The organism is Acinetobacter piscicola, from assembly GCF_015218165.1.
GTDB classification, from domain to species: domain Bacteria; phylum Pseudomonadota; class Gammaproteobacteria; order Pseudomonadales; family Moraxellaceae; genus Acinetobacter; species Acinetobacter piscicola_A.
Genome location: NZ_CP048659.1, coordinates 422,744 through 435,378 on the forward strand (window position 1 = coordinate 422,744; position 12,635 = coordinate 435,378).

Sequence of the window (12,635 nt, forward strand, 5' to 3'; positions counted from 1 at the left end):
TATGTTGGAATTATCAAACTATCCAATTGTTTATGAGCAAAAAGTCGCATGGGGAGATATGGATGCATTTGGACATGTTAATAATGTGCAATATTATCGTTATATAGAAAGTGCACGTATTGCATATTTTGATGCCTTAAATGTATTGGCTGAAGATATATTAACTGTGGTTGCATCAAGTCAATGTAAATACTTAAAACCTGTGTTCTATCCAGATCAATTAAAGATTTATACACGTATTGAAGAAATGCGTAATAGTGCGATTCGTATGCATTATGTTTTATATAGCATGCAACAAAACCAAGTTGTAGCAGAAGGTGAAGCTGTTGTAGTCTTTGTGGATAAAATCGAAATGAAAAAAACTACTATTCCAGTTATTTTAAGACAAAAAATAATTGATTTAGAAAATCAAAGTGGAAATAACTTAAAATAATATACATCCTTAAGATTAGTAAAAAGTGTCCTTTAGAAATGCTTTATTTGGGTTTTGGATATAAAAAGTCAAGATTACTTATTAAGTAAGGAATATGGTGTATATTAATTATTCATGTATAATCAAAATAACTTTATTTTTTTGTTGATTTTATGTGAATGAATAAAGGGTTTAGTATTGCTAATTAATATTATTAAAAATATTATAATAGCGGAATTATTTTGAATAATTATTAAGAATTGACTATGGAGTTAATATGATGCCTGATATTAGTGATCTTTCGGTAGAAGAGTTAGAGCGTTTAGCAGCACAAGCTGAAGCCTTGATTGAATCAAAAAAAGATCAAAAAATAGAAGATGCTTATAATAAAATTATTGAAATTGCAGAAGCTGCGGGTCTAACTTTAGAACAGTTCATCGAATATGGTACGCATAAACGTAAAAAGACAACGCGTAAAGCCGTTGAACCACGTTATCGTAACAAAAACAATGCAGCAGAAACATGGACTGGACGTGGTAAACAACCTCGTTGGTTAGTGGCGGAAATTGAAAAAGGCGCTAAATTAGAAGATTTCTTGATCTAATCTTCATGTAAATGTCATGCAAAGTCCCTAAAATCTAAAGAACCAAGCAAAACTGCTTGGTTTTTTTATAAGAGTCAATTGGAGATACTCGAAAATTATGCATAATGTGTAGTCATAACTCAGGCATCATCTTGCATGGAAGAATAAATGAATATGTGTTGGTATGGCTAGATGAATAAAAAATCGAAACAGTTAACATGGTGGATTCTTGGCATTGTTGCCTTTTTCATTTTTGTATTATTACAAGTACCTGCGACGTGGTTAATTTCTAAATTTTATAAAAACAATCAAATTTTACACAATGTCAGTGGCAATATTTGGCAAGGTCAAGCAGATTGGCAGCAAGGCAATTTACGCGGCTCAGTGACTTGGCACACACGTCCTTTTGATTTGATTTTGTTGCGTGCGGGTGCAAATGTTGAAATTCATAGTGGGCAAACACAGCTTAACGGTGTTGCAGCATATGGTTTGGGTAAGCGAGTCACCATTAAAAATATGACGGGACAAATTGCACCAGAAACACTGAAAAGCATTGTTGATTGGCAATGGCCCGTCAATGCCATTCAACTTAAAGATGTCAGTTTTAAGTTTAAGCAAGAGACAGGTTTTAGTGAAAGTGATGGTCAACTACAGTGGGCGGGTGGTGAGTTAATTTACACCTATGCTCAGCGCCAAGATCGTATGAATATGCCATCGTTGAATGGTCAACTGAAGGATGAAGCAGGTAAACTGATTTTTGATATTCAAGATCAACGTAGTCAAAAAATGGTCAATATTACTTTAGATCCCACAATGATGCTCGATGTGCAATTGACACAACGTTTCTTGTTAAATGTCCCTTCTTATGATGGTAAAGCTGGTTTAGATACTTATGTAATCAGTAGTCGTCAGCCTTTGTTGCAAGGAGGCTCATAACCATGAATTTTCAACAACACCTTGAACATATTTCGTGGAAAAAGCTCGATAAACTTGCGCCTGTGGTTTTATTGTTATTGATTTTGGCAATCGCTTGGAAATTGGCTGCAATGTTTTGGTGGGTGATTGCACCTCCTCAAGTGATACAGCCCGAAGCGGTGCAGCTTGGGGCACAACAACCCCAAGTTCCGAATATTTCGAGTTTTGCACTATTTTATGAAGCCAATAAAAGTGAAGCCGCGGCGGATGAAACTATTCCAATGCAATTGCAAGGCGTGGTTGTAGGTTATCCAAGCCGAAACTCCTCAGCTGTAATTAAGGTTAATGAAGTTGCAGACCGTTTTATTGTTGGACAGAATATTGACAACAGTGGCTATGAATTGTCAGAAGTATATTGGGATCGGGTCATTTTACGTCAGGCAAGTGGTGCAACTCGAGAGTTAAAATTTAATAGTTTAGGTAGCTTGTACCAACCTATTGAGCCAAATCAATCGGGTTCAGCAAGTGTCGCACCACTCCAACAAGATGTACAGCCTGCAACAGAGCCTTCACCGAGTAATAGTCAAAGCGCACTGACTCAAGCCATTGAGAAAATGAATCAAGACAAAGATCAATATTTAAAAAATATGGGCGTCAATACACAAGGTGGACAGGGCTATGAAGTGACAGATCAAACGCCTGCGGTGCTGCGTAACAAATTAGGCTTGAGGTCGGGTGATCGTATTATTTCTCTTAATGGACAAGCTGTGGGGCAGGGACAAAGTGATATACAACTGTTAGAACAAGCCAAACGTGATGGTAAAGTAAGAATTGAAATTAAGCGTGGTGATCAGGTGATGACCATTCAGCAAAGTTTGTAAGTGATGAGAACTACAAATAAAATTAGGAAAGATAATAAGTTATGGCTTTTTTGAATCATCGACCAGTTTGGGCTCTTGTAGTCGCTGCTCCTTTAATGACGGTTATCAGCACAGCAAGCCATGCACAAACATGGAAAATTAACTTACGTGATGCAGATTTAACTGCTTTTATTAATGAAGTCGCAGACATTACAGGGAAAAATTTTGCAGTTGATCCGCGTGTGCGTGGCAACGTTACGGTGATTTCAAATAAGCCGCTGAATAAAAATGAAGTTTATGACTTATTTTTAGGTGTACTTAATGTTAATGGGGTGGTTGCTGTGCCATCAGGTAACACCATTCGCCTTATTCCTGACAGTAATATTCGCAACACGAATGTGCAGTACGACCCGCGAAATAATGCACGTGGTGATCAAGTCGTAACACGTGTGATTTGGCTAGAAAATACCAATCCAAATGATTTGATTCCTGCTTTACGTCCACTGATGCCCCAATTTGCCCATATGGCAGCCATTCAGGGAACAAATGCTCTAATCGTGTCAGATCGTGCAAGTAATATTTATCAGATTGAAACGATTATCCGTAACTTAGATGGTACGGGGCAAAATGACATTGAAGCGATTACCCTGCAATCGAGTCAAGCCGAAGAAATTATAAGTCTGCTTGATTCGATGGCGGCGACAGGATCTTCTAAAGATTTTGCTGGTTCTCGTGTGCGAATCATTGCAGATAAACGGACGAATCGAATTATTTTAAAAGGTGATCCGACATCACGTAAACGTTTGCGTCACATGGTAGAAATGCTGGATGTACCTTCAGCAGATCGTTTGGGTGGCTTGAAAGTCTTTAAGCTAAAATATGCCAATGCAAAAAACTTATCTGAAATTTTACAAGGACTGGTTACAGGTCAGGCTGTGAGCTCAAGCAATAACGGCAACAATAATAGCAACAATAGCTCAATCAATAACTTAACCAATAACAATACAAATGGTTCATCGCTGAGTAATAGCTCAAGCGCTTCAAGTGCGACAGGTTCATCGATTAATTTAAACAGTAATACTTCAAATAATAATCAAAATAATATCAGCAGCTTTAATGCCAATGGAGTCAGTATTATTGCTGACAGCACGCAAAATGCCTTGATTGTAAAAGCTGAACCGCAGCTTATGCGAGAAATTGATGCTGCGATTCAACAACTTGACATACGTCGTCAACAAGTTTTGATAGAAGCAGCCATCATTGAAATAGAAGGCAATGATGCAGATCAACTAGGCGTGCAATGGGCAATGGGGGATTTGAGTACAGGCGTAGGTTTGATTAACTTCTCTAATGTCGGGTCGAGTTTAGCAAGCTTAGCAGCAGGTTATTTGACAGGTGGTGCAGCAGGCATTGGTGCAGCAATGGCTGGGAACAGTAATCAAGGTGCGGGTACATCTCTAATCTTAGGAGATTATCGAGAAGGTGCGAATGGTTCTCGTAAACTTTATGGCGCGATGATCCAAGCACTCAAAGAGAAAACCAAATCTAATTTATTATCTACACCGTCTATTGTGACGATGGACAATGAAGAGGCGTATATCGTAGTGGGGGAAAACGTTCCATTTGTGACGGGTTCTGTCAGTACAGGAAGTGGCGGCACAGTCAATCCATATACTTCGATTGAGCGTAAAGATGTCGGGATTACCTTGAAAGTAACCCCGCAAATTGGAGAAGGTGGATCAGTGCGACTTGCAGTTGAACAAGAAGTCTCAAATGTGAATCAAAGTCGTGGACAAGCAGCGGATTTGGTCACCAGTAAACGTGCGATTAAAACCACGGTCTTGGCAGATCATGGGCAAACTATCGTTTTAGGTGGTTTGATTGCAGATAATAGCGTGACTGGGCGTCAGTCAGTACCTTTCTTGGGTGCGATTCCGGGTCTAGGGCGTCTTTTTAGATCAGACAATAATAGTAATCAAAAACGTAACTTATTGATCTTTATTCATCCAACCATTGTCGATGATAATACGGATGTGCGCCGTTTAACTCAGCAACGTTATGACCAACTCTATGGTTTGCAATTGGCAATGGATAAAGATGGTAACTTTGCTAAATTGCCTGCCAATATAGAAGATGTGTATCAACAACGTCTACCATTGACCTCTAATCCACAAAATCAGCCAAAAATTATTCAGCCTACTCCTCAAAATTATCAACAGGTTCCGTCGGGTGGTGCACACAAAGCCGTCACTACACCTGTTGCAGAAGATCAATCTAAAATTCAGCAGCAAAGGGTCAATTAAATCTTGAGTTAACTTCACTTTGGCGATAAAGATTGTAGAATTCAGTTTGTCTGATCGTGGTTAAGACTATTAAAAACTGAATTTTGCATGTTAATATGCTTTTGAATCAGAATGAGAAGATCATCATGACTTGGAAATTAAAGGCAATTAGTGCAGAACTTGAAGGGAAAGAGGTTTCAATTGACAAAGACATGTTAGTTGGTCGCCATCAAGAGGCTGATATTTTATTGCAAGCGGCAGAAATTTCACGTCGCCATGCTGCTTTTTTAGTAAAAGATGATGCACTTTGGGTTCAAGATTTGAAATCTTCTAATGGTACATTTGTAAATGATATTCGTATTGATGAACAAAAATTGTTAAAAGATAATGATATTGTTCAATTTGCTAGTCTAAAATTTCATGTCTATGCACCTGCTGTTCAGGTGGAGACTGTGCCTGAAATCGTTGCGCCTATGGTCACTGCTGACGTTGAGGAAATTATTCAACCTGCTGAAGCAATTGCTACCTCAGAGATTAAACCACCTGTGGTAGAGGAAAAAATTGAAAAAGAAAAAACCGCAGCAGAAAAAATGAATGAACAGGGGATGCCTGAACTTTCATCACGAGATGAACATGTGCAACTGTCACGTGATGGTATGCCAACCAATATCGGTGTGCCAAAACCTGCGCCAATCCCTGCCAATGTAGACATCCATGCACCAGTACCAGAAGCGTGTGAAATTAAAACACCTGAAGTTTGTGTTGAGAAAGAAGTAGAAACCCAGAAAAATGCAAAAGTTGGACTCATTACCATTATTACTTTGGTCATTTTGGCGGTGATTGCTTGGCTATTCTTTAAATAAGCCTTGTTTCAACCTACAATCAAGGCATGCAATCGCATGCCTTTGTTTTATCAGTGATCAGTGGATGTAAAAAGATGAATGTTGCAAAGTTGGATCAGCGAGAACTTATTTTATTTGATTTGGATGGAACCTTAGTTGATTCAGCATTTGATCTCTATCGTGCGATGAATTTAAGTCTGGCACGTTTGGATTTACCTTTGGTGACTGAGGCGCAAGTGCGGGTTTGGATTGGTAAGGGAACATCATTATTTTGTGAAAGCACCTTGCAATATCTAAAAGGTGAAGTTGATCCTGATTTGCATCAACAGCTTTTGGCTACATTTTTAGAAATTTATAATGCTGAACCTTGTGTAGATACCAAAGCATTTGATGGTGTTCTTGATTTTTTAGAGTGGGGGTTGAAACACAATAAAAAATTGATTTGCGTGACCAATAAGCCTGAGCAACCCGCTCGAAAAATTTTACAAGAATTGAAAATGGATCACTATTTTATAGATGTGATTGGCGGTGACCGTTTTGCAGAACGCAAACCTGATCCGATACAGTTAAATTATTGTATAGAACATTATAAGTCTAGTGCTGATAAAACCTTAATGATTGGTGATTCGAGTAATGATGTTGCAGCAGCACGCCGTGCCCAGGTCGATTGTGTTGTTTTAAGCTATGGTTATAATCATGGTGAGGATATTCAGTTATGTCAGCCACAACAGGTGGTCGATAATATGATGGAATTGCTGCGTTAAGTGAATGTAAACCCTGCAAAATAAATTGATGACAAAGGAAAGAGGAATGAACAGTAAAAAAGTTTTTCGATGGCGATACTAAGTAAGATTTTTATTTTAAGCCACTGAGTAAAATCGAAAAAGAGAACTTCCTGATGACGACATTAAATCAATTTGAACAATTAAAAACAGCAGGCTACAACCTTATTCCTGTCTATCGCCAACGTCTTGCAGATACAGACACGCCTTTATCTGTATTTGCCCGACTCAAAGATCATAAACAAGCTTATTTATTTGAATCTGTAGAAGGTGGTGAGAACTGGGCGCGTTATTCGATTATTGGTTTGGGGGAATCAACGGTTTTTTCCTGTAATGCAGGGCAACTCACCATTCAACAAGCCAATGGCGATATAAGTCAGCAGACATGCTTAGATCCCTTTCAATATATTCGAGACTTTCAAGCACAGTTTAAGGTGCCGCCACATGACCTTATTCCAGATTTACCACAATTTACTGGAGGCTTGGTGGGGTACTTTGGTTATGACTCAGTGCGCTATATCGAGCCACGATTAAATAACGTGCCTGAAGCAGACCCGGTGGGTTTGCCTGATTTATGGATGATGCTGTCTAAAACTGTGATTGTCTTTGATAATTTAAAAGATACCTTGTTTTTGATTGTACATGCAGATGTCAATGATGCAGATGCTTATCAAAAAGCACAGCAACAACTTGATGAACTTGAGACTTTACTGGCAACGCCAATCAGCTTACAAGCCAAAAAACATACTGCACCGCATTTTGAATCATTAACAGGTAAAGAAAACTACCTTGCTTCGATTGAAAAGGTTAAAGAGTACATCCGTGCAGGCGATGTGATGCAAGTAGTACCTGGGCATCGTATGGTGTCAGATTTTGATGGTGAGCCTTTGCAGGTGTATAGAGCCTTACGTCATTTGAATCCATCGCCTTATTTGTTTTTGGTGCAAGGACAGACTTTGGAAAATAATCAACCGTTCCATATTGTCGGTTCTTCCCCAGAAATTTTATCTCGTTTAGAAAATGGCATTGCCACAGTGCGTCCACTTGCTGGGACTCGCCCACGCGGTAAAACCAAAGAAGAAGATCTAGCACTTGAAAAAGATTTATTGTCTGATGAAAAAGAAATTGCAGAACATTTAATGTTGATTGACTTAGGGCGAAATGATGTTGGTCGTATTTCAAAAATAGGCAAAGTGCAAGTGACTGATCAAATGGTGATCGAGCGCTATTCACACGTTATGCACATTGTGTCCAATGTACAAGGCGAAGTGCGTGATGATGTGGATGCTTTGGATGTTTTTAAAGCAACTTTCCCTGCAGGTACGCTGTCAGGTGCACCAAAAATACGTGCAATGGAAATTATTGACGAAGTCGAGCCTGTAAAACGTGGAATTTTTGGTGGTGCTGTTGGTTATTTAGGCTGGCATGGTGAAATGGACATGTCGATTGCGATCCGTACCTGCGTAATTCGTGAAAATAAGGTCTATGTACAGGCAGGAGCAGGCTTAGTTTATGACTCAAATCCTGAATCTGAGTGGAATGAAACCCAAATAAAAGCTCGCGCAGTGATCAAAGCGGTTGAATTATCATCAAATGGATTGATTTTATAGGTTTTTAGCGATTTTTTTAAAAAAAACACTTGCAAGGATTTTTCTTTTTGCTAAACTGCACACCGTTCCGATACGAAAGGTACGAAACAAAAGAAACGCCGGCATAGCTCAGTTGGTAGAGCAACTGACTTGTAATCAGTAGGTCCACAGTTCGAATCCGTGTGCCGGCACCATCTAAAGTTTTGTAATGTAATAGTAAAGGTTCAACACTGAAAGTAAGTGTAATTGGTGGGATTCCCGAGCGGTCAAAGGGAGCAGACTGTAACTCTGCCACGAAAGTTTCGAAGGTTCGAATCCTTCTCCCACCACCATTAACTTCGATTGAAGTGGTAATTACCAACATTTAGCGGGAGTAGCTCAGTTGGTAGAGCGGTAGCCTTCCAAGCTACATGTCGCGAGTTCGACCCTCGTCTCCCGCTCCATCGAAGATGATTGCTCTTATAGCTCAGTGGTAGAGCACTCCCTTGGTAAGGGAGAGGTCTCGAGTTCAAATCTCGATAAGAGCTCCAGATTACAGTTTAGTAGATTATTCTACAAAAATTCAAAAAGCAGGCTTATTAGTCTGCTTTTCAAGTATTGGGTGTCTGGTTTTTAGACAATATGTCGATGGGTTGTATTAGAACTGTGTTCGACGTAAACGAGGAAAATAAACATGGCTAAGGCTAAGTTTGAACGTAATAAGCCACACGTAAACGTGGGCACAATCGGTCACGTTGACCATGGTAAAACAACTTTAACAGCTGCAATTGCAACTGTATGTGCAAAAACTTTTGGTGGCGAAGCGAAAGACTACGCTGCAATTGACTCTGCACCAGAAGAAAAAGCACGTGGTATTACAATTAATACTTCTCACGTAGAATACGATTCTCCAATCCGTCACTACGCGCACGTAGACTGCCCAGGACACGCCGATTATGTTAAAAACATGATCACAGGTGCTGCTCAAATGGACGGCGCGATCCTTGTATGTTCAGCGACTGATGGTCCTATGCCACAAACTCGTGAACACATCCTTCTTTCTCGTCAAGTAGGTGTACCTTACATTCTTGTTTTCTTAAACAAATGTGACATCGTTGATGATGAAGAGTTAATCGAATTAGTTGAAATGGAAGTTCGTGAACTTCTTTCTACTTACGACTTCCCAGGTGATGACACTCCAGTAATCCGTGGTTCAGCTTTAGCTGCACTTAACGGTGAAGATGGTCAATACGGTGTTCCAGCTGTACTTGCACTTGTTGAAGCGCTTGATACTTACATTCCAGAACCAGAACGTGCAATCGATAAAGCATTCTTAATGCCAATCGAAGACGTATTCTCAATTTCTGGTCGTGGTACAGTAGTAACAGGTCGTGTTGAGTCTGGTATCGTTAAAGTCGGCGAAGAAGTTGAAATCGTTGGTATTAAAGATACAGTTAAAACAACTGTAACTGGCGTAGAAATGTTCCGTAAATTGCTTGACGAAGGTCGTGCAGGTGAGAACTGTGGTATTCTTCTACGTGGTACTAAACGTGAAGACGTACAACGTGGTCAAGTATTGGCTAAACCAGGTTCAATCAAACCACACACTAAATTCGACGCAGAAGTATACGTACTTTCTAAAGACGAAGGTGGTCGCCACACTCCATTCCTTAACGGTTACCGTCCACAGTTCTACTTCCGTACAACTGACGTAACTGGCGCAATCTCTTTGAAAGAAGGCGTTGAAATGGTTATGCCTGGTGACAACGTAGAAATGTCAGTAGAATTGATCCACCCAATCGCAATGGACCCAGGTCTACGTTTTGCGATCCGTGAAGGTGGTCGTACAGTGGGTGCTGGTGTAGTTTCTAAAGTTACTGCATAATTGTTTTATCTCAAACCGAGGGTTTCGATTCTCGGTTTGTCTTATAGGTCAGTAGTTCAATTGGTAGAGCGTCGGTCTCCAAAACCGAATGTTGGGGGTTCGAGTCCCTCCTGACCTGCCATATTTTTAAATAAAAAGCTTGATGCCGACTGATCTGGTCATATAATAAGTCGCGAATCCTACGACGAGTAAAAGAATGTCGAATGATAAATCGCGTGACGCAATGGGCGGCGCGCCAATTCCTCAAAGAAATAACCCTGCTGAAGTTGTAAGTTCTGGTACACCATTTGATGTGGTGTTATGGATCTTTGCATTGATTCTGTTGATTGGTTCAATGATGGTTCCACAGTTTTTACCAGCATATTGGGCACCTGCAAATAGTATTTGGGTGCGCATTGGGGTAATTATAGCTTGTATCGTAGTGGCTTTAGGTTTATTATACGCCACCCATCAAGGCAAAGGCTTTGTTCGTTTGTTGAAAGATGCTCGATTAGAATTACGTCGAGTGACTTGGCCTACGAAACATGAAACAGTTACAGCTTCATGGCAAGTTCTACTGGTAGTAGTGGTTGCGGCGATCATTTTGTGGTGCTTTGACTACATTATTGGTTGGTTTATGAAGTTTATTATCGGGTAAGAGAGCTATGAAACGTTGGTACATTATTCATGCCTATTCTGGTTATGAAAAACAAGTGATGCGTTCACTTAATGATCGAATCCAGCGTAGCGCTGTTGCTGATAGCTTTGGTGAAGTCCTTGTTCCTACTGAAGAAGTAGTGGAAATGAAGGATGGTAAGAAACGTAAATCAGAGCGTAAATTCTTTCCTGGCTATGTGTTAGTTGAAATGGAAATGAATGATGAAACTTGGCACATTGTTAAAGAATGTCCAAAAGTATTAGGTTTCATCGGTGGTACAGCAGAAAAGCCTGCACCCATTACGCAAAAAGAAGCTGATGCGATTCTTGCACGTGTACGCAATACTGGTGAAGCACCTCGTCCTAAGACAATGTTTGAACCAGGCGAAGAATTATTGGTTATTGACGGTCCATTCACAGACTTTAAAGGTGTGGTGGAAGAAGTTATATACGATAAATCACGTTTAACCTTAACGATTAACGTGTTTAATCGACCAACGCAAGTTGAATTGGAATTTCGTCAAGTCGAAAAAACAGTTTAATCATCGTTGGTTGAAAAGCGCCCGATTTTATCGGGCATTGTTATTATCGCAGTAATGTGTTTGCTGTGTGAATAAAATGGGGAGCCTAACGGCGTTACTACCCAGAGGTATTAGATAATGGCTAAGAAGATTGACGGCTATATCAAGCTGCAAGTTCCAGCTGGTAAAGCGAATCCATCTCCACCGATTGGTCCTGCACTAGGTCAACGTGGTGTTAACATCATGGCATTCTGTAAAGAATTCAATGCTGCGACACAAAAACTTGAAGCTGGTCTTCCAATTCCAGTCGTGATTACTGTGTACAACGATAAGTCGTTCACTTTCATCATGAAAACTCCTCCTGCTGCGATTCTTCTTAAGAAAGCTGCGGGTATCCAAAAGGGTTCAGCTGTACCTAACAAAACTAAAGTTGGTAAGTTGACTCGTGCTCAATTGGAAGAAATTGCGACTACTAAAGAACCAGATTTAACTGGTGCTGATTTAGACGCACGTGTTCGTACCATCGCTGGTTCTGCACGTTCTATGGGCTTGGAAGTGGAGCTATAAGACATGGCTAAATTAACTAAACGTCAAAAAGCCATCGTTGCTGCTGTTGAAGCACACAAAGTTTACACTTTGGAAGAAGCGGTTGCAGTTCTTAATGGTCTTCCTGCAGTTAAATTCAAAGAGTCTTTGGATGTTGCTGTAAACCTAGGTGTTGACCCTCGTAAATCTGACCAAGTTGTTCGTGGCGCGACGACACTTCCTGCAGGTACTGGTAAAACTGTACGTGTAGCTGTGTTTGCTCAAGGCGCTGCTGCTGAAGCTGCTAAAGCTGAAGGCGCGGACGTTGTTGGTTTTGATGATCTTGCTGAAAGCATCCAAGCGGGTAACCTTGACTTTGATGTTGTTATTGCTGCTCCAGATGCAATGCGCGTTGTAGGTAAGTTAGGTACAATTCTTGGTCCACGTGGCTTAATGCCAAACCCTAAAGTGGGTACTGTAACTCCTGACGTAGCAACTGCAGTTAAAAATGCAAAAGCGGGTCAAGCACGTTACCGTGTAGACAAAGCGGGTATCATCCATGCTGCGATCGGTCAAGTAGGTTTTACTGCTGAAGCTGTTCGTTCAAACGTTGAAGCACTTATTGCTGACCTTAAGAAAGCAAAACCTGCGACTTCTAAAGGTATCTACATTCAAAAGATCACTTTGAGCTCAACGATGGGTCCTGGTCTTACTGTGGATGTACAAAACGTTTCTAAATAAGTTTTAACTTATTTAAATAAAGAATTTTAAAGCCCTGAGAAAATTTTAAAGCATCGCTTTAAAATTTTCGCAAGAAACGTAGT

General features: G+C 40.2%; 13 protein-coding genes and 5 tRNA genes. All 18 read left to right on the top strand.

What is annotated here, in order from left to right; all coding sequences use genetic code 11:
* The first annotated feature begins 1 nt into the window (after position 1).
* The 18 genes from G0028_RS01995 to rplA all read left to right on the top strand — a co-directional run bounded on the left by G0028_RS01995 (position 2) and on the right by rplA (position 12,552).
* Positions 2–433 (top strand): acyl-CoA thioesterase, encoded by a 432-nt coding sequence (locus tag G0028_RS01995; RefSeq protein WP_130074516.1) that lies wholly within the window; start codon positions 2–4, stop codon positions 431–433.
* A 256-nt stretch (positions 434–689) separates the two neighbouring features.
* Positions 690–1,016 (top strand): H-NS family nucleoid-associated regulatory protein, encoded by a 327-nt coding sequence (locus tag G0028_RS02000; protein WP_130074517.1) that lies wholly within the window; start codon positions 690–692, stop codon positions 1,014–1,016.
* Positions 1,017–1,187: 171 nt separating this feature from the next.
* Entirely contained in the window at positions 1,188–1,931 is a 744-nt protein-coding gene (gene gspN / locus G0028_RS02005) for a type II secretion system protein N (RefSeq protein ID WP_180044928.1), read from the top strand.
* A 2-nt stretch (positions 1,932–1,933) separates the two neighbouring features.
* Positions 1,934–2,791, top strand: a complete 858-nt coding sequence (locus G0028_RS02010) for a type II secretion system protein N (protein ID WP_180044927.1) — start codon at positions 1,934–1,936, stop codon at positions 2,789–2,791.
* Positions 2,792–2,832: 41 nt separating this feature from the next.
* Entirely contained in the window at positions 2,833–5,073 is a 2,241-nt protein-coding gene (gspD, locus tag G0028_RS02015) for a type II secretion system secretin GspD (protein WP_180044926.1), read from the top strand.
* 125 nt (positions 5,074–5,198) lie between these two features.
* Positions 5,199–5,915, top strand: a complete 717-nt coding sequence (locus G0028_RS02020) for an FHA domain-containing protein (RefSeq protein ID WP_130074521.1) — start codon at positions 5,199–5,201, stop codon at positions 5,913–5,915.
* Between the two features lie 74 nt (positions 5,916–5,989).
* Positions 5,990–6,658: an HAD-IA family hydrolase gene (locus tag G0028_RS02025; RefSeq protein WP_180044925.1), complete on the top strand. Its 669-nt coding sequence runs from the start codon at positions 5,990–5,992 to the stop codon at positions 6,656–6,658.
* A gap of 134 nt (positions 6,659–6,792) precedes the next feature.
* Positions 6,793–8,286, top strand: a complete 1,494-nt coding sequence (gene trpE / locus G0028_RS02030; protein ID WP_130074523.1) for an anthranilate synthase component I — start codon at positions 6,793–6,795, stop codon at positions 8,284–8,286.
* Between the two features lie 97 nt (positions 8,287–8,383).
* Positions 8,384–8,459, top strand: a tRNA-Thr gene (locus tag G0028_RS02035).
* A 54-nt stretch (positions 8,460–8,513) separates the two neighbouring features.
* Positions 8,514–8,597, top strand: a tRNA-Tyr gene (locus G0028_RS02040).
* Positions 8,598–8,632: 35 nt separating this feature from the next.
* Positions 8,633–8,708: transfer RNA gene (locus G0028_RS02045), tRNA-Gly, on the top strand.
* Positions 8,709–8,720: 12 nt separating this feature from the next.
* Positions 8,721–8,795, top strand: a tRNA-Thr gene (locus tag G0028_RS02050).
* Positions 8,796–8,938: 143 nt separating this feature from the next.
* A complete protein-coding gene (tuf, locus tag G0028_RS02055; protein ID WP_174493252.1) occupies positions 8,939–10,129 on the top strand; it encodes an elongation factor Tu in 1,191 nt (396 codons plus the stop codon).
* A 45-nt stretch (positions 10,130–10,174) separates the two neighbouring features.
* Positions 10,175–10,250: transfer RNA gene (locus G0028_RS02060), tRNA-Trp, on the top strand.
* A gap of 75 nt (positions 10,251–10,325) precedes the next feature.
* Positions 10,326–10,766, top strand: a complete 441-nt coding sequence (secE, locus tag G0028_RS02065; protein ID WP_180047449.1) for a preprotein translocase subunit SecE — start codon at positions 10,326–10,328, stop codon at positions 10,764–10,766.
* A 7-nt stretch (positions 10,767–10,773) separates the two neighbouring features.
* A complete protein-coding gene (gene nusG / locus G0028_RS02070) occupies positions 10,774–11,307 on the top strand; it encodes a transcription termination/antitermination protein NusG (protein ID WP_111861062.1) in 534 nt (177 codons plus the stop codon).
* A 117-nt stretch (positions 11,308–11,424) separates the two neighbouring features.
* Positions 11,425–11,853: a 50S ribosomal protein L11 gene (rplK, locus tag G0028_RS02075; protein WP_004813566.1), complete on the top strand. Its 429-nt coding sequence runs from the start codon at positions 11,425–11,427 to the stop codon at positions 11,851–11,853.
* Positions 11,854–11,856: 3 nt separating this feature from the next.
* Positions 11,857–12,552: a 50S ribosomal protein L1 gene (gene rplA, locus G0028_RS02080; protein WP_174493428.1), complete on the top strand. Its 696-nt coding sequence runs from the start codon at positions 11,857–11,859 to the stop codon at positions 12,550–12,552.
* Positions 12,553–12,635: the final 83 nt, after the last annotated feature.

Excerpts from the sequence above, each read along its gene's own strand:
- G0028_RS02010 (WP_180044927.1), top strand. The coding sequence starts at position 1,934 with ATGAATTTTCAACAACACCTTGAACATATTTCGTGGAAAAAGCTCGAT.
- rplK (WP_004813566.1), top strand. The coding sequence starts at position 11,425 with ATGGCTAAGAAGATTGACGGCTATATCAAGCTGCAAGTTCCAGCTGGT.
- G0028_RS02000 (WP_130074517.1), top strand. The coding sequence starts at position 690 with ATGATGCCTGATATTAGTGATCTTTCGGTAGAAGAGTTAGAGCGTTTA.
- gspN (WP_180044928.1), top strand. The coding sequence starts at position 1,188 with ATGAATAAAAAATCGAAACAGTTAACATGGTGGATTCTTGGCATTGTT.
- gspD (WP_180044926.1), top strand. The coding sequence starts at position 2,833 with ATGGCTTTTTTGAATCATCGACCAGTTTGGGCTCTTGTAGTCGCTGCT.
- G0028_RS02020 (WP_130074521.1), top strand. The coding sequence starts at position 5,199 with ATGACTTGGAAATTAAAGGCAATTAGTGCAGAACTTGAAGGGAAAGAG.
- rplA (WP_174493428.1), top strand. The coding sequence starts at position 11,857 with ATGGCTAAATTAACTAAACGTCAAAAAGCCATCGTTGCTGCTGTTGAA.
- tuf (WP_174493252.1), top strand. The coding sequence starts at position 8,939 with ATGGCTAAGGCTAAGTTTGAACGTAATAAGCCACACGTAAACGTGGGC.
- G0028_RS01995 (WP_130074516.1), top strand. The coding sequence starts at position 2 with ATGTTGGAATTATCAAACTATCCAATTGTTTATGAGCAAAAAGTCGCA.
- G0028_RS02025 (WP_180044925.1), top strand. The coding sequence starts at position 5,990 with ATGAATGTTGCAAAGTTGGATCAGCGAGAACTTATTTTATTTGATTTG.
- trpE (WP_130074523.1), top strand. The coding sequence starts at position 6,793 with ATGACGACATTAAATCAATTTGAACAATTAAAAACAGCAGGCTACAAC.
- secE (WP_180047449.1), top strand. The coding sequence starts at position 10,326 with ATGTCGAATGATAAATCGCGTGACGCAATGGGCGGCGCGCCAATTCCT.
- nusG (WP_111861062.1), top strand. The coding sequence starts at position 10,774 with ATGAAACGTTGGTACATTATTCATGCCTATTCTGGTTATGAAAAACAA.